Genomic DNA, 20,676 nt, shown 5'->3' with positions numbered 1-20,676 from the left:
AGACAGCCCTAAAACCGTCGTTCCCGCGCAGGCGGGAACCCAAGCTTGCGTGATCTGCCACGAACTTGGGCCCCTGCCTTCGCAGGGGCGACGTTGGTCAAGATAACTCAGTTCCCCCCCATGATCCGATTCTCCAACGTCAGCCTGATGCGCGGCACGAAACCGCTGCTGGAAGACGCCGACCTCACCCTCAATCCCGGCGACAAGATCGGCCTGATCGGCGCGAACGGCGCCGGCAAATCCAGCCTGTTCGCGATGCTGCGCAACGAGCTGCACCCGGACCAGGGCGCGATCGACTTCCCCGCGCGCTGGCGCATGGCCTATGTCGCGCAGGAGACCCCGGCGCTGGACCGTCCCGCCATCGAGTACGCCATCGACGGCGACGCCCACCTGCGCACCCTGCAGGCCGAGCTGGACCGCCTGGAAGCCCTGCCCCACACGACGGAGAACGGCATCGCCATCGGCCACGTCCACTCGGGGCTGGCCGACGCCGACGCGTACACGGTGCAGTCCCGTGCCGAGCAGCTGCTGCTGGGCCTGGGCTTCTCGCTGGACCAGATGCGCCAACCGGTCGCCAGCTTCTCCGGCGGCTGGCGCATGCGCCTGAACCTGGCGCAGGCGCTGATGTGCCAATCGGATCTGCTGCTGCTGGACGAGCCGACCAACCACCTGGACCTGGACGCCATCATCTGGCTCGAGGACTGGCTCAAGCGCTATCCCGGCACCCTGATCATCATCTCGCACGACCGCGACTTCCTCGACGAGATCGTGAACGTGGTCGTACACATCGACGAGCGCAAGCTGAAGCGCTACTCGGGCAACTACTCGGCGTTCGAGCGCCAGCGCGCCGCGCACCTCGTGCTGGCGGCCGCCGCGTACGAAAAGCAGCAGCGCACGCGCGCCCACCTGCAATCGTTCGTCGACCGCTTCAAGGCCAAGGCCACCAAGGCCCGCCAGGCGCAGAGCCGCATGAAGGCGCTGGCGAAGATGGAAGAGCTGGCGCCGCTGCGCGCGGCGGCCGAGTTCTCGTTCGAATTCCGCGACCCGGTCTCGGCGCCGAATCCGCTGCTCGTGATGGAAGACGTCGACGCCGGCTACCCGTTGCTCGACGCGCATGGCGACAAGGTCGGCGGCAAGACCATCGTCCACAAGGTGAACTTCTCGCTGCAGACGGGCCAGCGCATCGGCCTCCTCGGCGTGAACGGCGCCGGCAAATCCACCCTGATCAAGACGATCGCGAACGACCTCGCGCCGCTCGCGGGCAAGGCGACCCTCGGCAAGGGCCTCGTGATCGGCTACTTCGCCCAGCACCAGGTCGAGATGCTGCGCCACGACGAATCGCCGCTGTGGCACCTGCAAAAGATCGCGCCGACCACGCGCGAGCAGGAGCTGCGCAACTTCCTCGGCGGCTTCAACTTCCCGGGCGATATGGTGACGAGTTCCATCAAGCCGTTCTCCGGCGGCGAGAAGGCGCGCCTGGCGCTGGCGCTGATCGTGTGGCAGCGCCCGAACCTGCTGCTGCTGGACGAGCCGACCAACCACCTGGACCTGGAAACGCGCGAGGCGCTCACCCTCGCGCTGGCGCAGTTCGAAGGCACCCTGGTCGTCGTCTCGCACGACCGCCACCTGCTGCGCGCGACGACCGACCAGTTCATCATCGTGGCCGACGGCCGCCTGCAACCGTTCGACGGCGACCTGGACGACTACAAGGACTGGCTGTTCCAGACCAAGCTGAAGGGCGATGCCGGCACGGGCGCGCCGCTGCCGTCATCGACGCCGGCCGCACCCGCGCCCGCCGTCGACCGCAAGGAACAGAAGCGCCTGGAAGCGGAAGAACGCCAGCGCCTGGCCGCGCTGAAGAAGCCCATCGAAAACCGCATCAAGCGGCTGGAAGAGCAGATGGCCAAGCTGAACGCGAAAAAGGCCGAGGTCGACGCCCGGCTGCTGGAGCCGGGCATCTACGAGGCGGACAAGAAGGAAGAGCTGAAGAATCTCGTGGCCGACCAGGCGTTCCTGACGCGCGACCTGGGCAATCTCGAGAACGAGTGGCTGGAGTTGCAGGAGCAGCTGGAAAGCTTGGTAGCCTAGGCAACCTGGCGCGCGCCGTCCTTCTGCGGACGGCGCACCGACATCAGCCGGTCGATATCGACCAGAATCAACCGCCGCGCCCCCATCTGCCCCAGCCCGATCAGGTAGTCGACCTGCGCCTGGTCCGCACCGGGCACCGGCGACACCTGCTCGGGCGCCAGCGAGACGACGCCCGTCACGCCATCCACCACCATCCCCATCGTGCAGGTCGACAGCCTGAGGATGATCACGTCCGTCATCGGATCGGGCGCGTCCGGCGACGTGCCGCAGGCGGCGCGCATGTCGACGAGCGGCATGATCACGCCGCGCGAGACGGCCACGCCGCCGACGATCTCGCCGTCCGATGTAAAGCGCTCGAGTGCCTTGAGTACCCGGAGTTCCTGCACCTTGGCGACGTCGAGCCCGTACTCGAGGCCGCCGAGGGTAAAACTCAAGAATTGGGTGGTGGTCGTCGTAGTCATGTGCATGGCGGATCCTTTCCTCAAGATCGCCATGCTAAAGCGATGACGATTGGAAATTGTTGAGTGCAGTCAACAATCAATGAGACATTTCCTACCTTGCGCTCGGCGCTTACGTCCGTACAATGTTCGGAATTGACCTAAAGGGGATGACGATGTTCCGGTGGCTGCAAAGCCTGTTTTCCAGCCCGTCCGTGGCGCAACCGCAGCCGCAGCCGGCCGTCGAGCCTGTTCCCGCCCCTGCTCCCGCGCCCGCGTCACCCGCGCCGCAACCGGGCACGGCACCCGTCTCCTTCGAGCAGCTGGAACGGATCAACGGCGCCTGGCACGCCTGGCTGTTCGACCGCGCGGACGGTGGACTGGAGCTCTCCGACGCCGAGACGCGCGTGCTGGAGGCGCTGGCGACGATCGTCGCGTCGCAGCAGTCCGGCGCCGCGCTCGTCCGGCGCATGCCGGGGCTGGTCCCGCAACTGCTGCAAAGCCTGCGCAGCGAGACGTTTTCCGGCAGCGCGCTGTCGCGCACGATCGCAACGGATCCCGTGCTGGTGGCGGCCGTCGTCCGTCTCGCCAACAGCTGCTACCGGGGAACGGGCCAGTCGATCACGAGCGTCGAACAGGCAGTGATCCTGATCGGCCAGGAGGGCTTGCGCCAGCTGATCACGACGGTCGCGTTCCGGCCCATCATCGACGTGCGTTCGGGATTCTATACACGCCGCCTGGCGCCGCACCTGTGGGCGCATTCGGAGCGCTGCGCAATCGCCGCGCGCCAGATGGCCGGCGCCGGCGTCGAACCGTTCGACGCCTTCCTCGCCGGGCTGCTGCAGAACGTGGGGCTGATCGTCAGCCTGCGCATCATGGACCAGGAGGCGAAGGACGGCGAGCGCCTCGGCTCCGACGTGTTTCTCGCCCAGCTGGCCCGCGCCACGCGCCGCCTGTGCGCAAGCATCGCGCGCGAGTGGAATTTTCCGGAGACGGTCAGTACCGCGCTGCTGGAACAGGGCGATTTGCGGCGCGGCGTGATCATGTCGCCGCTGGGGCGTTTGCTCAAGCTGGCGGATTATCTTGGGAAGGTGCGGATGCTCGTCGAGCAGGGACTTGTCGACGAGGCGGATGAAGCCCTGTTTGCGGGACTCCCGCCCGAAGCGGCGGAGTGCCATGCGGTGCTGAAAGCAACCACGGTCGCTTGACGTCCGCGTGGGCACGGGGTGCTGAAAGCAACCACGGTCGCTTGACGGCCGCGTGGGCACGGGGTGCCCACCCTACGACGCTGTAGGGTGGGCTCCCCGAGCCCACGCGAAACGAATGTCAGCTGTAGGGTGGGCTCCCCGAGCCCACGCGAAACGAATATCAGCGTTTCAACTTCGCGTCTTCGACGGCCAGCTGCTTGTTCTGCTCATCCAGCCAGGTCTTGAGCGGCGCGAAGTATTCCAGCATCGCGGTCGCATCCATCTTGTCCGACCCCGTCACGGCCTTCAGCGCTTCCGGCCACGGCTTGCTCGTACCCATCTCCAGCATCTGCTGGAACTTGGCGCCGGCCTTCTGGTTGCCGTAGATCGAGCAGCGGTACAGCGGTCCCGTGTCGCCCGCTTCCTTGCACAGCGCGCGGTGGAACTGGAACTGCAGCACATGGGCGAGGAAGTAGCGGGCATACGGCGTGTCGCTCGCGACGTGGAACTTCGCGCCGGCGTCGAAGCCGCCGTCCGCGATCGGTGCCGGACGAGATACGCCCTGGTACTGCTGCGTCAGCGCCCACCAGGCCTTGTCGTAGTCGGCCGGCTTGACCTGCCCGCCGTAGACCTGCCAGCGCCACTTGTCGACCTTGTACGCGAACGGCATGAACGCGATCTTCTGCAGCGCGGTGTACAGCAGCGGACCGATCTCCTGCTTCGGATCCGGGTCCGTCTTCATCAGGCCGACCTTCTTCAGGTAGGCCGGCGTGATCGACAGCGCGACGGTGTCGCCGATGGCTTCGTGGAAGCCGTCGTTGGCGCCGTTCTTGAACATGGGCGACTGGTTGCTGTACGCGAGGTCGTAGTACAGGTGGCCCAGCTCGTGGTGGATGACGCGGAAGTCCTCGGCCGTCGGCGTGATGCACATCTTGACGCGCACGTCGTCCTTGCCGTCCAGGTCCCAGGCGGATGCGTGGCACACGACGTCGCGGTCGCGCGGCTTCGTCAGCAGCGAACGTTCCCAGAACGTGGCCGGCAGCTTGCGCATGCCCAGCGACGTGTAGAAGCCTTCGGCATAGCGCGTCATCTCGACGGCACTCGTCTTGCGCTCTTCCAGCAGCGCCGTCAGGTCTTCACCCTTTTCGAGGCCGGCCGGCTTCAGGATCGGGTACAGGTTGTCCCAGCTCTGCGCCCACATATTGCCCAGCAGGTGGGCCGGGATCGGGCCGTCGGCCGGCACGACGTCCGGACCGTAGGCCTGGCGCAGCTTGTAGCGCGTGTACGTGTGCAGCGAGTCGTACAGGGGTTTCACCTGCTGCCACAGGCGCTCCATCTCGGCCGAGAAGGCATCCGGCGCCATGTCGTAACGCGAGCGCCACAGCGCGCCCGTGTCGGCATAACCCATCGCGCGGGCGCCCTTGTTCGACAGCTCGACGTACTTCGCATAATCCTGCTTGTACGCGGGCGACTGGGCGTGCCAGCCGAGCCAGACTTCCTTCAGGCGCGCGGGGTCGTGGCTCGTGGCCAGCACTTTTTCCAGTTCGCCCAGCGGCATGCAGTCCGGCTTTGCCGCGCCAGCAACGGCCGCCGGACAGTATTTGGCCTTGCCGTACGCGCCCGTCATGCTGGCGGCCAGGCGCGCGTACGCGCCGCGGTCGTCGGCGTTCTCCAGCATCAGCGACTGCTGCATCAGCATCAGCTTGCGGGCGCTCGCGTCCGAGACCTTCAGGCCGTTGTAGCGGCGCGCCTTGAGGGCGATGTCGCCGCTCACGGTCAGGTATTGTTCGTTGGCCTGCGCGGTCAGCGTCTCGGTGTCGAGCGTGATGAAGTTCTCGGCCACCCACTCGGCGCGGCCGGCGTCGAGGCCCAGCTGGTCGAGCTTCTTTTCGGATTCGGCGACGAAGCGCTCTGCTTCGGCCACGGTCGGCTTGCCCTTGCTGCTGGCTGCCTTCGTTGCGGCATGGACCGGCGCTGCGAATAGCGCGCCGGCGCACATGGCGGCGACCAGCGCGCCGATCGGGCGGCGCTGGAGGATGGGACGCATGGTGTTCAAGGTTTCCCCTCTGTCGGATTGGAGTCGTTATGGGTATGGCCTGGTGGCCACCCCCAAGTATAAACTTTACGACGCGGCGACGGTATCGCTGGACCACGCGACGCTGCCCGCGCCGCCGATGAACAGGAGTTCTCCCGCCTGCGGCCCGCGCAGCCGGGTGCGGATCTCGCGCGGCGACCACCGCCAGGGCTGGCCGTCCGCGGAGCTGTAGGCGAGGATGCGCACCTGCGTCTCGCCCTGCACCGAGGCGATCGCCACGCTGGAAATGCTGGCCGCGTCGCCGCGCTGCGCCTCGAGGTTCGCGAGCATCTGCGTGCCCGCCTGCTGCTCCGCTTCCGCGGCCTTGATCTTCGCGGAGACGTCGCCGAGCGCCTTCAGCGCCGGGCCCACGTCCTGCGCCATCTTCTGGAACTGGCGCGCCTGCTCGGGCGTCAGGCTGATCTCGCCCTTGCGCACGCGCGTGGCCAGCATCAGGTAGCGGCGCACGTCCGGCTTGCCCGTCATCGCATCCTGCGCGGCCTTCAGCTGCGCGGCCAGGGTGGCGAACTGCGCGACGCGCTGCGTCACCGCCGCGATCACCTCGCCGATCTGCTGGCCTTCCTCGCGCAGCACGGCCACGAGCATCTCGCTCTGCTTGCGCGGCACCGTGCATTCCACCGTCACGCGCCGGCCCGCGAGCGCGCAGCCCTCGGCCATGTTCACGACGACTTCGTCGCCGACGATCTCGCAGTTGACGGCGTGCTTCACCTCGACGCGCGTGCCCGCGATGACGCAGTTTTCCGCGCGCTCGACGACGATCCGGCCATCTTCCGCGCACAGCACCGAAGCCGACGCGACGCCGCGCACGTGGATGTCGCCGCGCGTATTGCGGGCACTGCCGCCCACGAGGTTCGCGCGCACATCGACCGTGCCGCCGCGCGACACGAGGCTGCCGAACACGTCGCCGTGCACGGTGATGCTGTCGGCCTCGATCATGCGCTTTTCCTGGACTTCGCCGAACTCCTCGTAGTCGCCGGTCAGGCTCAGGTTACCCGTCGTCTTGGCGCTGACGCCGTCGCGGCTGACGACCTTGTCCTCGACCGAGATGCGACTCGTCTTCGCATCGACCATCAGGAACCCGGCCGCGCTGGACACGAGGAACTCGCCTTCCGGCGTGCGCTCCACCTTCGTGCCGGTGCCCGCATATGCCGGCAGGTCGACGTCGCGCCCCGGCTCGGGCGGCAGCGGTGTGCCGGACATCTCGAAGCCCATCGCGCCCGCCGTCGCCGGGACTTTCTTCAACAGGCGTACGCCGGCCTGGATCTGCGGGAAGCGGTTCTGGAAGCTGTTCAGGTCGAGGCGGCCGTTGCCCAGTTCGAGCGGCGCGTCGCTGCGGTGGAGGTCATCCGACACTTCGACGATGTGCGCATCCTCGCCCGGCACCGGATCAAGCTGGCGCGCGACCGTGACGCGGTCGGCCCTGGTGGATTCCAGCGCCGCGCGGATGGCCGGCAGGTCGAGGCCGAAGCGGATGCCCTTGATCCACACGTCGGCGATGAATTCGTCGAGATCGAGGCGGGTCTGGAAGCCGGCGGCGTCGGGGTCGGCCGGGTCGGGCAGCCAGAACGGGTTCGAAGTAATATTCCGCATGGCCGCGTCCGATCTTGACGGCGCGGTACAGCGCACGGCGCGCCGGATCGAAGGTCTGGATGTCGGCCGCGAAGCGCACGAGCGTCGTGCCGTCCGGCCCTTGCGGCAGCTCGGGACCGTGGCCGAAGAGCGCCTTCATCAGCACGGGATAATCGATCCCGGTGAAGTAGTTCCCCGCGCGGTAGACGTTGTCGATGGCCGCCACCAGCGTGGTGCCGAGCACGGAGGGATCGGCATACACGCCGTCGTCGCGTTTGGCGATGCAATGCTCGGGACCGGTCGCGGCGAAGCGGGTCGCCGTTACGGAAAGGTCTGTGGTCACGATACGCTCCGTGCGGTTGATGCCGCGGCATGGGCTGGGCCGCGGCAGAATCCGGCTAGCGTATCATGTTGTCACCTGAAAATAAACATCAAGCAACTAAGTTGATGCAAAGAAATTTCAGCGACGCTGCGGGTACAGGTCCATGCCCGCTTCATTGATCTGGCGGCGCAGGTCGCGCCGTTCGTCCGGCGTCATGCGGCTGCCGCGGCGCTCGTGCTGCTGCTCGCGCTGCTCCTGCTGCTGGGCGCGGCGCTGTTCCTCGTAGGCGCGCATGTCGTCGCGCTGGTCGCGGTCCTGCGGGGGCAGGCGGAAACGCGAGAACTGCGGCTGCGATTGCGATTGCAAGTCACCCCGGTCGCCGCGGTCGTCCCGCCGGTCGCCGTGTTGCTGGGCAAACGCGCCGCCGGCTCCCAGCACCAGGGCGCACGCCAGCACAGCGCGGCGGGCCAGGCGGCCGGCCTTTTTCGCTGCGTGGTGATGTGTGAACGCACTGTTCATGGTGTTCCTCATTCGCGTTGCCGTGTCAGGAGTAAGCTGTGGTTTTGAGCTGTGGTGTAAGCTGCGATTCGATGAGGCCAGTGTATGAGGAATCGTCTTCGGGCATAAGGCGAATTGGGTAAAGTTTGTAACACAATGTAATGGCTCAACGATACCCCCTTGGCGTCGAGCCATAAGACGTTACCATAGCGACATTAATCTGACAAATCCGACAGAACGATGAATGCAACGAGCTCGAATGCCGGCACGGCCGGCGCGAATGGCGGCCACTCCGCCCGGATCATGGTCGTCGACGACGACGTGCGCCTGCGCGACCTGCTGCGCCGCTACCTGACCGAACAGGGCTTCCAGGTCGTGACGGCCGAAAGCGCGCCCGCGATGAACAAGCTGTGGCTGCGCGAGCGCTACGACCTGCTCGTGCTGGACCTGATGCTGCCCGGCGAAGACGGCCTGTCGATCTGCCGCCGCCTGCGCGGTGCCGGCGACCAGACCCCGATCATCATGCTGACCGCGAAAGGCGAGGACGTCGACCGCATCGTCGGCCTCGAGATGGGCGCCGACGACTACCTGCCGAAGCCCTTCAACCCGCGCGAGCTGGTGGCGCGCATCAACGCGGTCCTGCGCCGCAAGGGCCCGGACGAGATCCCCGGCGCGCCGAGCGAGACGCCGCAGACCTTCGAATTCGGCGACTTCGTGCTGGACCTCGGCACGCGCACGCTCAAGAAAAACGGCGAGACCGTGCCGCTGACCACGGGCGAGTTCTCGGTGCTGAAAGTGTTCGCGCGCCATGCGCGCCAGCCGCTGTCGCGCGAGAAGCTGATGGAACTGGCGCGCGGCCGCGAGTACGAAGTGTTCGACCGCTCGCTCGACGTGCAGATCTCGCGCCTGCGCAAGCTGATCGAGCCGGACCCGTCGAGCCCGCTGTACATCCAGACCGTATGGGGCCTGGGCTACGTATTCATTCCTGAAGGCCAGCCGCGCTAGTGTTCGCATCAACGTCGAAGGAACAGGCCATGCCGCGGATTTTCGGCAGGATGAAGAGTGGCCTGTTCTGGCGCACCTTCCTCCTGCTGTCCATGCTGACGGGCCTGTCGATGGCCTCGTGGATCGGCATGCTCAATGTCTTCCAGCGCGGCCCGCAGGTCGAGCAGACGGCCGAACTGCTCGTCTCCGTCGTCACCATCACGAAGGCCGCGCTGACGCACTCCGCGCCCGACCTGCGGCGCGAGCTGCTGTTCGAGCTGGTGTCGAACGAGGGCATCCGCATCTACGACGTGAAGCCGACGGACACGGTCGAACCGCCGCCGCCGAATTCGCTGATGCCGGAAGTGGCCGCCCTCGTGCGCGACAAGCTGGGGCCGGACACGCGCTTCTCGCGCATGGTCAACGAGATCCCCGGCTTCTGGGTCAGCTTCGACATCGACGGCGACAAGTACTGGCTCATGCTCGAGCGCGACAAGCTGCCCGGCCTCACGCGCGTGCAGTGGCTCGGCTGGGCCACGGTGGTCGGCGTGCTGTCGCTGCTGGGCGCGGCACTGATCTCGAGCCTCGTCAACCTGCCGCTCGCGCGCCTGACGGCGGCCGCGCGCTCGATCGCCCAAGGCAAGCGCCCCACCCCGCTGCCGGAAAAAGGATCGCGCGAGATCATCGAGGCGAACCGCAGCTTCAACCAGATGGTCGACGACCTGCAGCAGCTCGAGAAGGACCGCGCCGTAATCCTGGCCGGCATCTCGCACGACCTGCGCACGCCGCTTGCGCGCATGCAGCTGGAAGTGGAGATGGCGCCGCTGTCGGACGAAGCCCGCATCGGCATGCAGTCGGACATCGCCCAGATGGACGCCATCATCGGCCAGTTCCTCGACTTCGCGCGCCCCACGGAAAGCGCGACGTTCGTGCCGGTGAACCTCTCGGAACTGCTGGAAGATTGCGCGCACGCGGCCGCCCGCCTGCCGGACGTGCGCACGACGACCGACATCGACGCGGACATCCACGTGATGGGCAACTCGACCGACCTGCGCCGCGTGATCAACAACGTGATCGAGAACGCGCGCCGCTACGGCAAGACGCCGGGCACGGACGTCACCGAGATCGACATGGCCCTGCACGTCAGGATGACGGGCCACGGCCGCCGCGCGGTCGTCGAGATCAACGACCACGGCACCGGCGTCCCGGACGACCAGATCGAGCAGCTGCTGCGGCCGTTCACCCGCCTGGACAGCGCCCGCGGCCAGGCCAACGGCGCGGGCCTGGGCCTCGCCATCGTCGAACGCGTGATCACCCGCCACAACGCCGAGCTCACCGTGCGCAACCGCGACGGCGGCGGCCTTGTGCTGCAGTTCGCGTTGCCGCTGGCCACCTGAGCATTCCCTTCCAGCATCATCAGTTGCGGCGTTAAGCGAAACGCCGCACGGTCGCGCCCGCAACGCGGCAGTACAGTCGGCCTACACCTACTTATGAGGAGGCCAAGATGAAAAAACTGCTCATTGCCGCTTTGGTTGCAGGTTCCTTCGGCAGCGTCGCGCTGCCGGCCGCCGCCGATGTCGTCATCCGCACTGCCCCGCCCCCACCGCGCGACGAACGCATCCCGGCCGCGCGCCACGGCTACGTGTGGGCGCCGGGCCATTGGGAATGGCGTCACGGCCGCTACGTCTGGACGAACGGCAAATGGCTGCGCGAGCGCCATGGCTACGCCTACCGCGCCCCGACCTGGGTCGAGCGCAACGGCCGCTGGGTGATGGAACGCGGCGGCTGGCGCCGCGGCGACCGTGACGGCGACGGCGTGCCGAACCGGTTCGACGACCATCCCAACAATCCGCGCCGGGACTGACGCAGCCGCAGCACCGCGCCCGGACAGGCTGGCCGGGCGCACCACAAAAAAGAAACCGCCCGCGCATTGCTGCGCCAGGCGGTAAATCCAAGTTTGCACTTGGAGGAGACAGAGGAGACACGCGCCCGAAGGCGCTGAATCAGGATGGCAAATTGGGCCGGCGACCGCGCCTGCAAGAGGGCAGGCGCATAAATTTTTTCCCGTCGACTTGTAGGCCTTGTCGCACAATCACTGCTAGACTGCCGGCCATGGATACCGACCTCCACCTGCGCACCTACGGCGCCGACATCGTCACCGACCGCCACGTGTTCGCCCAGCTGGTGCTGCCCGTGAGCGGCGCCGTGCTGCTCGACATCGAAGGCCGCCGGGGACGGCTCGACCCGCTGCGCGCCGCCTGCGTCGCGCCGAACGCCTGGCACGCCCAGTGCGGCATCGGGACCAACCAGTCGCTGATCCTCGACGTCGAACCGGCCGCCATGTCGCACCCGGCCTGGGACCGCATGCTCGACCGCCCGTTCATGAGCCTCGGCCCGGGCGCGCGCAAGCTGGTCGAATTCATGGGCGTGATGCGTACGCAGGCCTTCGATCGCGGACTGCTGCGCGGCTGGGTCCCGCTGCTGCTCGACACCATCGCGCTGGACGCGCCCCGCCCCACCTCGCGCCTCGCCGCGCTCATGGCCAGCGTCGAAGCGGAGCCCGGCCTCGCCTGGACGACGGATTCGATGGCGCGCCGCGCGGGCCTGTCCGTCAGCCGCCTGCACGCCCTGTTCCGCACGGAACTGGATACGAGCCCGCACGCGTGGCTGCGCGACGTCCGCCTGGCACGCGCACAGGCGTGGCTGGGGGACACGTCGCGCTCCATCGCCGACATCGCGCTGGCGGCAGGCTTTTCGGACCAGAGCGCGCTGACGCGGGCGCTCAGGGACGTGACGGGGATGACGCCTGGAGCGTATCGGCGGGCGAATCGGCATGGCTGAGCGTGTAATGTCTTGCGCACGGCTCGTTGCGGTCGTGGCCGGCCTTGGCTGCAGTTCGTCCGTGCTGGCGGAACCCGTGCCGTTTGCCGGACGCTGGCTCGCGGACGAGCAGGCGGGATCGCCCTACACGACGCTTACCGTGAAGGGCGACACCATCGCCTGGCATGGGCGGGACAAGTCGGTGCCCAAGTGCATGCGCCGATTCGCGGTACAACAGGAAAAGCCGGGAACGGTGTACGTGAACGCGCGCGGCACGAAGTTCATCGCGGGGGCCAAGGGCAGCATACCGACCTATCTGCTCCAGCTGGATGGCGGTACGTGCGGCAGCGGTGGCTCGGCGGTGCGGATCAATTATCCGTTGATCTACGATACCCGGCATATCGAATTGATCGAGTATGCCGCCGGCAAGCCCATCGGGGCACAGCGGTTTCATCGCAAGAAATGAAAGCTGCTGGCCGAAGACTGACCTTTCGCCCGAAGCGGACGCTGCCAAATGGAAGCTCTCCCGGGGAAGCTCGAAAAATCGCGCGCTGTAAGACATGACAGCCTGAGCCTCCAATTTCGATGATTTTTTGTTATTATTAATCATCGACACATCTTTTGGCGGCCATGGCTCTCGTGATTCACCCTGATCGACGCTCGGGAGATCGACGTACCGATGGCGTCACCGCAAAAATCCTGCGTACCATGTTCGCCATGCGGCGCAGTTTCGGCAACGCCGCCGCGAAAAATCTACTCTTGCGCAATGGCCTCGACGAGGCGCTGGTCGAGCGCGTGCTGGCCATTCCCGAGGAACGCCGCGCGCAGCGACGTCGTACCGATGAAGCGCCGTCTGCGTCCGCGGCGCCGCAGCCAGCGTCGACCGACGACGACGAACCGGTCACGCTCGACGCGGCAGCGATGGCGATCCTGCACCGTCTTCGCTTTGAAGCGGACACCGGCATGCACCGGATGACGATTGCCGAGTGTCCCGTTGAATTGCGACGGTTTGGCCTGATTCACCTGGATGACGACGGCAAGCCCGTGATCACCGTGAAAGGGCGGCAGGCGCTGAAGCATTATGCCTGCGTGCGTGCGCTCAACAGCATTCAATGCGGCCTCGAAGCGCCCATGATGAGCGAGGAAATCCGGATCTGGCTGGAATCGAATCTGTTTTTGCAGCGTATCGGCAACGACTACCAGATCACGGAGCTCGGCAATAGCTGGCTCGAATTCAACCGGTCGATTTCGCAGAATCGGGCAGTGCTCTAGCGCGCAAAACAGGCATCGAGAGACGCGGTCAATTCGCCAGTAGTTCCAGCCAAGACACCCTGCCGCCCTCCCCCGACAATGGATGCTTTCCGCATCTGGAGCATCCCGTGAGCACGCACAAAACCCTCCTCGGCATCGCGGCCGGCATCGTCGCCGGCGCGTTCTGGGGACTCGTCTTCCTGGCCCCCAGGCTGGCCGCCGATTTTCCGCCGCTGCAGCTGTCCGCCGGGCGCTATCTCGCCTACGGGCTCGTCGCCGCCGTGCTCGTCGCGCCGTCGTGGCGCCGGCTGAAGGGCGCGCTCGGGTGGCGCGAGTGGCGGGCGCTCGCGTGGCTCAGTTTCATCGGCAATATCCTGTACTACGTGTTGCTGGCCAAGGCCGTGCAGACGGGCGGCGTCGCGATGACGGCCTTCGTGATCGGCCTGCTGCCGCTCGCCGTCACGCTCGTCGGCAGCCGCGAGCGCCATTCTCCGACACTGCGCGAACTGCTGCCCTCGCTGGCCTGCAGCACGGCGGGGCTCGTCTGCATCGGCTCGCAATCGCTTGCCACCTCCGGCTGGGGCTCCCTGACGGGCTTGCTGTGCGCCGGTGGCGCGCTCGTGTCGTGGACGACGTATGCCGTCAGCAACAGCCGCTGGCTGGCGCGGCTGGCCCACGTGTCGGCGCAGGACTGGAACCTGTTGACGGGCGTCGTCACGGGCCTCGAGGCGATCGTGCTGGCGGTGCCCGCGTTGTATGGCGACACGCTCGTCCACACGAACGCGGACTGGCTGCGCTTCGCCGGTCTCATCGGCGCGATGGCGCTGTTCTGTTCCGTGCTCGGCAATGGCCTGTGGAACGTGGCCAGCCGCGCGCTGCCGCTCACGCTCACGGGGCAGATGATCGTGTTCGAGACCATCTTCGCGTCGCTGTACGGCTACCTGTGGGAAGGCCGCTGGCCGACGCCGCTCGAAGCGGTCGCGCTGGTGCTGCTGGTCGCGGGAGTTGTCCTGTGCACCCGGGCCCATCGCGAAGAAACGCGCGTCACGACGGCGCTGGAGGCCGACATGCGCACTGGGTGAAGCACCGAACAGAGGCAGGCGGCCGCGCCGGGCACGATGGGAACCTAGCACAGGAGAACACCATGAAACGCCCAGTTAGACTGCTGAGCATGATCGCCGCCGCGGTACTGGCGGCGCCGGCATGGGCCGGCGAGATCGTCAAATGTGTGGACAGCAATGGTCACGTCACGCTGACCGACCAGCCCTGCGCGTCCGGTTCGGTCTCGACGCCCGTGTCGCGCGACACCGGCCCTCTGCCGCCGCAGCGCCACGTGCTGCCCGCGGCCGAGCTGCCGCGCGTGACGTGGAAACGGCCGAATCTCGCGGCGCCCGTGAAGCTGGCGCGCGACATCGCCACGCTGAAGGAAGCGCGGCGCATGCTGATGCTGCAGGATGCGCGCCCGCGCCTGGCGGGGCTCCAGTAGGGTGGGGGGCCCCCACCCGAGCCCACGCGTGACTTGTGCGGTAGGTTGACGTCGAGCGTGGGCGGAGGCCGCCCACCCTACAGCAAATGTTCGTCGTAAGGGACAAACCCGCGCAGGTCCGCCTCGTTGGCCGAGCTGCCCAGCGTGCGCACGAGCTGCAGCACGTCCTCGCCCTGGATGAAGCTCGCCGATGAACTTGCCGCGAGCAGCTTTTCCGGCAGTTGCGAACGCGCCACCGCATAGCCCTGCACGTAGTCGACGCCGATTTCCGCCAGCGTGCGGATCGTGGCCGCGTCCTCGGCCCACTCCGCGATCGTGCGCATGCCCAGGTTGCCGGCCAGGCTGACGATCGCTTCCACGATGGCCACGTTGGCCGGGTGCGCGTTGATGTTGACGATGAAGTTGCCGTCGATCTTGAGCACGTCCGCCGGCAGCTCCTTCAGGTACGAGAACGACGTGTAGCCCGCGCCGAAATCGTCGAGCGCCACCTTCACGCCGAAGTTGCGCACCTGGTCGATGAAGCGGCGCGTGTTGTCCAGGTCGTGCAGCGCCACGCTTTCCGTGATCTCCATGCACAGGCGGCTCGCCACGTGCGTGTAGCGGGCCAGGACTTCCAGCGTGTCCTGCACGAAGCGCTCGTCGTTGAGCGACGCGCCGGACAGGTTCATGCACACGAAGCGCGTATTGGTCAGCGATTCCAGGTTGTCCTCGATCCACGACAGCGTCGTCGACAGCACCCAGCGGTCGATCACGCCCGCACGCCCGCTCTTCTCGGCGGCGGCGATCAGCGGGCCGGCCGGGGCCACGCGGCCATCCGCCTCGCGCATGCGCAGCAGCACCTCGAAGTTCAGCGATTCGTACGGCGCGGAGAGCGACATGATCGGCTGCATCTCGAGGAACATGCCCTCGGTGGCGTCCGGACCGGACAGGCGCGCGACGAGGTTCAATTCGTTGGTGCGCTCCTGGAACGCGTTCGAACCGCGTTCGTACACGACGAGGCCTTCGTGGTGTCCGCCCTTCGCCTCGCGGCAGGCACGGTCCGCGGTGGAGACGGCATCCTTCATCGGCATGCCCGGCGAGACTTCGATCAGGCCGACGGAGCCGCGCACGTGGAACGCCTTGTCGCCCACGCGGTACGGCGTGCCGCCGATGCGGTCGACGATGCCGCGACAGATCAGCGACGCCAGCGGGATCGCGGTGTCCGGCATGACGATGACGAATTCGTCACCGCCCACGCGGCCGATCTTCTGGCCGCCCGCCAGGGTCAGTTCCATGCGTTCGCACACCTGCTTCAGGACTTCGTCGCCGGCCGCGTGGCCGAACAGGTCGTTGATCAGTTTAAAACGGTCGAGATCGATGTAGGCCAGCGCCAGCGGCTTGCCCGCGTTGAGCAGCTGGGCCGCGCCCTCGAACATCTTTTCGATGCCGCGCCGGTTGAAGACTTTCGTCAGCGGGTCGTTGTTGGCCATGAAGCGCAGTTGCTCGGTGGCCTGGTATTGCTCGGTGACGTCCTGCAGCACCGCCTCCACGCGGCCGCGCGCGAGCGTGGCGCTGACCATGAAGCGCTGGGCGCCGTCGCGGCTGGCGATCTGCATCTCGGCGTCGCTGCGCAAGTGCACCTGCTCCAGCAATTCCGACCACAGGCTGTCGGCGAAGAATTGCTTCCACGACGTGCGCCCGGGGACGATCTCGGTGATGCCCAGCATCTTGCGCATGGCCGGGTTGGCGCTCACGATATTACCGTACATGTCCAGCGTGAACAGGCCGACGGGCATCGCCTCGTAGGCATGTTCCAGCTTTTCCTGCGCTTCGCGGCGCTTCTGCGTTTCCATGCGCATCTGCTCGGCGACGGCCAGCGCGGCCAGCAGGCTCGACGCGAGCGCCGCCGTCACGCTGTTGATCACGTTCAGCACCTGGTGCATGCCGAGCGCCGCCGACACGACCTCGGCCAGCGAGGCGACATAGGTCAGCGCGAACGAGGCCGCGAACCAGCCCGCCACGCGGTTGCGCGAACGGATGATGATCGTGATGAGGCCCAGCGTCATCAGCGTGAAGCCGAAGGCCATGATGACCCACAGCATCGGCAGGAACGTCCCGTACGGCATGGTGACGGCACCGATGAGCAGCGGGATGCACGCCCATTGCGTGATGCGCAGCGGGATCGCCCAGCGCGTCTTGACGAGCTCTTCGCGGAACAGGGCCTGGTACAGCGTGAGCGTGGACACGCCATACAACGCGATCGTCAGCGAGCGGCCCAGCAGCATCCATTGCGGCGGCACGGTCATGCCCAGCCACTGGATGTCCCAGCCGGCCGACAGTCCGGCGATGCGCAGGTTCAACAGCAGCCAGCCGGAAAACAGCACGTACAGCGGCTGGCGGTTGATGAGCGCGGTGATCAGGACGAACAGCGACAGCACGATCATGCCGCCGTCGAGCAGGCCCGACTTGCGGTGGAACCCCTCGACGGACAGGTCGAACTGGGTCTCCGGCCATTGCACGACGTTCACGCGCGCGGGGCCGGCGAAGGTGCCGCGGCACAGGATCTCGCGCGGCAGATCGGTGAGTTGCAGGGCGAAGCCGGCCTTGGACGAATGCAGATAGGGCGTGCCCTGCTCGCGCGTGGCCATGCCGAGCAGTTGCAGGGTGGCGGCGTCCCAGCAGGAAATATCGACCGCGTGGCGCGACGGGAATTCGATGACGTCGCCGACGATGCTGCCGGGCGCGCGCGGACGCGTGCTGAAGCGGAACCACACGGGCGCTTCGGACAGGTGGGTGTCGAAGTACGACACCGGAACGGCGGCATGCAGGCGGGCGTTGGCCGCGGGCGGGCTCAGCGGAGCCGTTTCCTTCAGGACGCGGATGTCGCGCGCATCGCTGCTGCCCGCCACGTACTGGCTGTCCCAGCACACGAGGGCGACGATGGAAACGACACCGATCACGATCGGAATCAGATAATAGGCGAACGCCTTGAACGTCAGGTCCAGCGCGGACTGCGCCATGCCCGGCAGTTTCCAGCGACCGGATGATGTGAATTGCATGAGTATCTGCGAAGCTCGTATCGCGGCCCGTGGGCGCGGGCGGCCGTTATCGTTTCGCAAGGATACAGCTTTACAGTAGTGCCGTCATGCAATTAATGGATCAGGCAACAAGTTCATGCCATTCCGATGCCTGCATTACAACACCCATCCTGCCCGCGTTGGGTAACGGCGGCCGCACACCGGCATGGCCCCGGACATCGATGTCCGGGTGGTGCGTGTGGCAGAAGAAGTTCAGCAGCGGGTGCTGCGCGGCCGTCCAGCGCTCCTCGATCGTCGTGATGTCGAACGCCATGATCCGGTGCGGAATATTGCCCACGTGGCGCAGCGGCACGAAGCCCAGTTCCGGGAACACGTCGACGAAGGTCAGCTGTTCGTACTGGCGGTCGATCGGCGCGCGGCCCGTCGCCAGGGCCCAGTGGATGCCATTCTGCTGGCAATACATGACGCCGGCCTTCAGCAGCGCGGTCTTGACCATGCGGCCGATGCGGCCGTTGTCCACGCCCAGGCGGCTCATCTCGGCCAGCGGCTGGCCGCGCAGCCAGTCGGGCAGCGCGACGGACTCTTCGACATGCAGCGGCTCGTGCAGGTTCGTCTGCATGCGGGCCGTGCCCAGCGGGGCGCCGTCCAGCTTGGATTCGGCGAGGAAAACGATTGCGTCGTCGCCGTAGTCGGAAGACTCGGGCTTGACGAGCTGCCGCGCGAAGTCCGGGACGTGGCGTGCATACGCCGCGTGACGCACGCGGACGGCTTTCCACAAGTCGGCCTCGTTGTCCACGCGGCGGATGGTGAAGGGCAGGCGTTCGGTCGGCTTGCCCACGCCGGCGGCGGGGCCTGTAACGACGGGGCGAAGAACGCCAGGGTGGCGCATTTCCATGTTGACTCCTGTGTTGATGTTCAGAAACGGATGTTTTGAACTTTATCAACGTTGCAGGGGTTAACAAATTGTCGAAAAAGCGTGTCTTTTGCCCCTATTTCAATTTTCAATAAATCATGATCAATTTCATTATTCTTTCACCAACATTCTTGCCGTCCCGCTAACGCGGATCGAACCACCCGGTTCCGGACCGATTTCGGCATGCAATAACGACCGCATCCCCATGTCTTCGCCCTGCACGACGTCGACGGCACCGCCGTGCGGCCAGCCGAGGTCGCGCAGGTAGCCGGCCAGCGCGGCCGTGCCGGCGCCCGTGGCCGGGTCCTCGTAAACGCCGCCGATCGCGAACGGATTGCGGGTATGAAAACGCCGCGGCGATTCCATCCAGGCCAGCACGATCGTCGTCAGGCCGTGCTTCTCCATCAGCGCGCGGCCCGTCTCCAGGTCGTAGCGCATGGCGGCCAGCAGATCGCGGCTGGCCAGCGCCAGCACGAGGTGGTTCGCGCCCGCGTGCGCGAGGCCGGGCGGAATGCGGGGGTCGAGGTCCGCGTCGTGGTAACCGAACAACATCAATGCGTCCGCGACGAGTTCCGGCGCGGCCGGGCGGCTCCACGTCGGCGGCGATTGCAGCGCGGCGGCCACGCGCTCGCCTGCGCGCCGCCCTTCGACCGTGATGTCGGCATCGTTCAGCGCGAGCGCGTACACGCCGTCGCCGTCGCGCCGGGCCAGCGCGGCGCCGAGCGCGATCGTCGCGTGGCCGCAGAACGGCACTTCGGACGCGGGCGAGAAGTAACGCACGCGCCAGCCCTTTCCGTGCGGCGCAGCGAATGCCGTCTCCGAATAGCCGACGGCATGCGCCAGGCGCTGCATCTCGTCGGCCGGCGGCATCGACTCTCCGATCCAGACGCCGGCCGGATTGCCGCCGGCGTCGCCGTCCGAGAATGCGGCGATGCGAAGGATGTGCGAAGTCGTGATGGTCATGCGGTCTCCTTGTGGGGATGGATGGTCAGGGTTCGAGCACGCCGGCCAGCCGGTCGGCGAGGAAGTCGACGAGCGCCTTCACGCGCGGCGCCAGCGCGCCCTGCTTGTAGAACACGGCCCACACGGGCTGGGTCCACGGCAGCGCCGCCTCTTCCAGCAGCGGCACGAGGCGGCCCGCGGCGACGTCGGCGCGCGTGAGGAAGTCGGACAGGCTGACGATGCCCGCACCCTGCAGCGCGAGGTGGCGGACCGTCTCGCCGCTGGTGGCCGTCACGTGCGGTGCGATGCGCCAGCCCTCTTCCTTGCCGGCCCGCAGCGGCCACGTGTTCAGGGACGCGGGCGCGACGAAGCCGACGAGGCGGTGCTTCAGCAGGTCTTCCACCTGCCGCGGCGTGCCGTGGCGTTCGAGATAGCCGGGGGCGGCGAGCACGCGGATGCGGCTGCGGCCCAGGCGGCGGGCATTGAGCGTCGAGTCGGTCAACTGGCCGATGCGGATCGCGACGTCGGCCTTCTCTTCGATCAGGTCGACGACGGTCTCGCCGCTCGTGAGTTCCACCTGCACCTGGGGGTACGCATCGAGGAAGTCCGCCAGCTGCGGGGCGATCAGGTGATCCAGGGTCGGCGTGGCGGCATTCACGCGCACGAGGCCCGCGGGCTGCGCGCGCGCGAGGGCGGCCTGCGACTCCGTCTCTTCCAGGTCGGCGAGGATGCGGCGCGCGCGGGCCAGCAGCCAGCTGCCTTCCTCGGTGAGGTCGAGACGGCGCGTCGTGCGGTGGATGAGGGTCATGCCGAGCTGCTGCTCCAGGCGCGAGATGGTGCGCGACACGCCGGACGGCGTCTGCCCCAGCCGCTCGGCGGCATTGGAAAACGAACCCGTGTCGATCACGGCGGCGAATGCGATCAACGCGCCCACGTCCAGCATTTTTGCTCCCAGGTCAAAAGTCTATTGTACGGCGGCGGGTTTTTCTTTGTAGACCAGCCGGAGAGAATGCCTCCTCGACGCAACCAGCGGCGCCCCCGCAACCATCGTCGTTCCCGACGGTTCA

Annotated in this window: 19 protein-coding genes; 10 read left to right on the top strand and 9 right to left on the bottom strand. The window is 66.9% G+C overall.

Annotation, left to right across the window (positions count from 1 at the left end; genetic code table 11):
- Positions 1-120 precede the first annotated feature (120 nt).
- Complete coding sequence (locus ACL58G_RS14515; RefSeq protein WP_413384567.1) at positions 121-2,088, top strand: ATP-binding cassette domain-containing protein; 1,968 nt, start codon at positions 121-123, stop codon at positions 2,086-2,088.
- Here ACL58G_RS14515 and ACL58G_RS14510 read toward each other — a convergent pair.
- Positions 2,085-2,549 (bottom strand): chemotaxis protein CheW, encoded by a 465-nt coding sequence (locus ACL58G_RS14510; protein ID WP_413384565.1) that lies wholly within the window; start codon positions 2,547-2,549, stop codon positions 2,085-2,087. The genes ACL58G_RS14515 and ACL58G_RS14510 overlap by 4 nt on opposite strands.
- Positions 2,550-2,701: 152 nt before the next feature.
- Between ACL58G_RS14510 and ACL58G_RS14505 the strand changes: the two genes are divergently transcribed.
- Positions 2,702-3,733: an HDOD domain-containing protein gene (locus tag ACL58G_RS14505; protein ID WP_440967496.1), complete on the top strand. Its 1,032-nt coding sequence runs from the start codon at positions 2,702-2,704 to the stop codon at positions 3,731-3,733.
- A gap of 160 nt (positions 3,734-3,893) precedes the next feature.
- On the opposite strand, the gene ACL58G_RS14500 is transcribed toward ACL58G_RS14505, so the two are convergent.
- The 4 genes from ACL58G_RS14500 to ACL58G_RS14485 form a co-directional block, all read right to left on the bottom strand.
- Positions 3,894-5,759: a M2 family metallopeptidase gene (locus ACL58G_RS14500; protein ID WP_440967494.1), complete on the bottom strand. Its 1,866-nt coding sequence runs from the start codon at positions 5,757-5,759 to the stop codon at positions 3,894-3,896.
- A 75-nt stretch (positions 5,760-5,834) separates the two neighbouring features.
- Positions 5,835-7,295, bottom strand: coding sequence for a flagellar assembly protein A (locus ACL58G_RS14495; RefSeq protein ID WP_440968037.1), 1,461 nt, complete (start codon positions 7,293-7,295; stop codon positions 5,835-5,837).
- Entirely contained in the window at positions 7,195-7,719 is a 525-nt protein-coding gene (locus ACL58G_RS14490; RefSeq protein ID WP_440967492.1) for a hypothetical protein, read from the bottom strand. Before ACL58G_RS14490 ends, ACL58G_RS14495 begins: the two co-directional genes overlap by 101 nt.
- A 117-nt stretch (positions 7,720-7,836) precedes the next feature.
- Positions 7,837-8,217, bottom strand: coding sequence for a hypothetical protein (locus ACL58G_RS14485; protein WP_413337438.1), 381 nt, complete (start codon positions 8,215-8,217; stop codon positions 7,837-7,839).
- A gap of 219 nt (positions 8,218-8,436) precedes the next feature.
- Here ACL58G_RS14485 and ompR point away from each other — a divergent pair, with 219 nt between their 5' ends.
- The 8 genes from ompR to ACL58G_RS14445 all read left to right on the top strand — a co-directional run bounded on the left by ompR (position 8,437) and on the right by ACL58G_RS14445 (position 14,737).
- Positions 8,437-9,201 carry an osmolarity response regulator transcription factor OmpR gene (gene ompR, locus ACL58G_RS14480; RefSeq protein WP_056137191.1) on the top strand — a complete coding sequence of 255 codons (765 nt, stop codon included), beginning with the start codon at positions 8,437-8,439 and terminating at the stop codon, positions 9,199-9,201.
- Between the two features lie 29 nt (positions 9,202-9,230).
- On the top strand, positions 9,231-10,577 hold the full coding sequence (locus ACL58G_RS14475; RefSeq protein ID WP_440967489.1) for an ATP-binding protein: 1,347 nt from the start codon (positions 9,231-9,233) through the stop codon (positions 10,575-10,577).
- 107 nt (positions 10,578-10,684) lie between these two features.
- Positions 10,685-11,044, top strand: a complete 360-nt coding sequence (locus ACL58G_RS14470; RefSeq protein ID WP_413384555.1) for a YXWGXW repeat-containing protein — start codon at positions 10,685-10,687, stop codon at positions 11,042-11,044.
- Positions 11,045-11,292: 248 nt separating this feature from the next.
- The gene (locus tag ACL58G_RS14465; RefSeq protein ID WP_413384553.1) at positions 11,293-12,021 is read left to right on the top strand and encodes a helix-turn-helix transcriptional regulator; all 729 of its coding nucleotides are present in this window, start codon (positions 11,293-11,295) and stop codon (positions 12,019-12,021) included.
- A 61-nt stretch (positions 12,022-12,082) separates the two neighbouring features.
- Positions 12,083-12,466 (top strand): hypothetical protein, encoded by a 384-nt coding sequence (locus ACL58G_RS14460; protein WP_413384551.1) that lies wholly within the window; start codon positions 12,083-12,085, stop codon positions 12,464-12,466.
- 164 nt (positions 12,467-12,630) lie between these two features.
- Positions 12,631-13,272 (top strand): hypothetical protein, encoded by a 642-nt coding sequence (locus ACL58G_RS14455; protein ID WP_413384549.1) that lies wholly within the window; start codon positions 12,631-12,633, stop codon positions 13,270-13,272.
- 107 nt (positions 13,273-13,379) lie between these two features.
- Positions 13,380-14,333, top strand: a complete 954-nt coding sequence (locus ACL58G_RS14450; RefSeq protein ID WP_440967486.1) for a DMT family transporter — start codon at positions 13,380-13,382, stop codon at positions 14,331-14,333.
- Between the two features lie 62 nt (positions 14,334-14,395).
- Entirely contained in the window at positions 14,396-14,737 is a 342-nt protein-coding gene (locus ACL58G_RS14445; protein WP_413384545.1) for a DUF4124 domain-containing protein, read from the top strand.
- A gap of 77 nt (positions 14,738-14,814) precedes the next feature.
- On the opposite strand, the gene ACL58G_RS14440 is transcribed toward ACL58G_RS14445, so the two are convergent.
- The 4 genes from ACL58G_RS14440 to ACL58G_RS14425 all read right to left on the bottom strand — a co-directional run bounded on the left by ACL58G_RS14440 (position 14,815) and on the right by ACL58G_RS14425 (position 20,552).
- Positions 14,815-17,775 (bottom strand): putative bifunctional diguanylate cyclase/phosphodiesterase, encoded by a 2,961-nt coding sequence (locus ACL58G_RS14440; RefSeq protein WP_440967484.1) that lies wholly within the window; start codon positions 17,773-17,775, stop codon positions 14,815-14,817.
- A gap of 100 nt (positions 17,776-17,875) precedes the next feature.
- The gene (locus tag ACL58G_RS14435; RefSeq protein WP_440967482.1) at positions 17,876-18,649 is read right to left on the bottom strand and encodes a hypothetical protein; all 774 of its coding nucleotides are present in this window, start codon (positions 18,647-18,649) and stop codon (positions 17,876-17,878) included.
- A gap of 129 nt (positions 18,650-18,778) precedes the next feature.
- Positions 18,779-19,630 (bottom strand): PhzF family phenazine biosynthesis protein, encoded by an 852-nt coding sequence (locus tag ACL58G_RS14430; protein ID WP_440967480.1) that lies wholly within the window; start codon positions 19,628-19,630, stop codon positions 18,779-18,781.
- 25 nt (positions 19,631-19,655) lie between these two features.
- Positions 19,656-20,552 carry a LysR family transcriptional regulator gene (locus tag ACL58G_RS14425; RefSeq protein ID WP_440967479.1) on the bottom strand — a complete coding sequence of 299 codons (897 nt, stop codon included), beginning with the start codon at positions 20,550-20,552 and terminating at the stop codon, positions 19,656-19,658.
- Positions 20,553-20,676: the final 124 nt, after the last annotated feature.

Source organism: Massilia sp. GER05 (genome assembly GCF_052056005.1).
In the GTDB taxonomy this organism is placed as follows: Bacteria; Pseudomonadota; Gammaproteobacteria; order Burkholderiales; family Burkholderiaceae_D; genus Telluria; species Telluria orientalis.
The sequence above is the reverse complement of the archived record's forward strand: the minus strand, read 5'-3'. Positions and strand labels throughout refer to the sequence as shown.

Bases quoted from the DNA above. Each gene is read 5' to 3' on its own strand.
- ACL58G_RS14515 (WP_413384567.1), top strand. From the start codon at position 121: ATGATCCGATTCTCCAACGTCAGCCTGATGCGCGGCACGAAACCGCTG.
- ACL58G_RS14510 (WP_413384565.1), bottom strand. From the start codon at position 2,549: ATGACTACGACGACCACCACCCAATTCTTGAGTTTTACCCTCGGCGGC.
- ACL58G_RS14505 (WP_440967496.1), top strand. From the start codon at position 2,702: ATGTTCCGGTGGCTGCAAAGCCTGTTTTCCAGCCCGTCCGTGGCGCAA.
- ACL58G_RS14500 (WP_440967494.1), bottom strand. From the start codon at position 5,759: ATGCGTCCCATCCTCCAGCGCCGCCCGATCGGCGCGCTGGTCGCCGCC.
- ACL58G_RS14485 (WP_413337438.1), bottom strand. From the start codon at position 8,217: ATGAACAGTGCGTTCACACATCACCACGCAGCGAAAAAGGCCGGCCGC.
- ompR (WP_056137191.1), top strand. From the start codon at position 8,437: ATGAATGCAACGAGCTCGAATGCCGGCACGGCCGGCGCGAATGGCGGC.
- ACL58G_RS14475 (WP_440967489.1), top strand. From the start codon at position 9,231: ATGCCGCGGATTTTCGGCAGGATGAAGAGTGGCCTGTTCTGGCGCACC.
- ACL58G_RS14470 (WP_413384555.1), top strand. From the start codon at position 10,685: ATGAAAAAACTGCTCATTGCCGCTTTGGTTGCAGGTTCCTTCGGCAGC.
- ACL58G_RS14465 (WP_413384553.1), top strand. From the start codon at position 11,293: ATGGATACCGACCTCCACCTGCGCACCTACGGCGCCGACATCGTCACC.
- ACL58G_RS14455 (WP_413384549.1), top strand. From the start codon at position 12,631: ATGGCTCTCGTGATTCACCCTGATCGACGCTCGGGAGATCGACGTACC.
- ACL58G_RS14445 (WP_413384545.1), top strand. From the start codon at position 14,396: ATGAAACGCCCAGTTAGACTGCTGAGCATGATCGCCGCCGCGGTACTG.
- ACL58G_RS14440 (WP_440967484.1), bottom strand. From the start codon at position 17,775: ATGCAATTCACATCATCCGGTCGCTGGAAACTGCCGGGCATGGCGCAG.
- ACL58G_RS14435 (WP_440967482.1), bottom strand. From the start codon at position 18,649: ATGGAAATGCGCCACCCTGGCGTTCTTCGCCCCGTCGTTACAGGCCCC.
- ACL58G_RS14430 (WP_440967480.1), bottom strand. From the start codon at position 19,630: ATGACCATCACGACTTCGCACATCCTTCGCATCGCCGCATTCTCGGAC.
- ACL58G_RS14425 (WP_440967479.1), bottom strand. From the start codon at position 20,552: ATGCTGGACGTGGGCGCGTTGATCGCATTCGCCGCCGTGATCGACACG.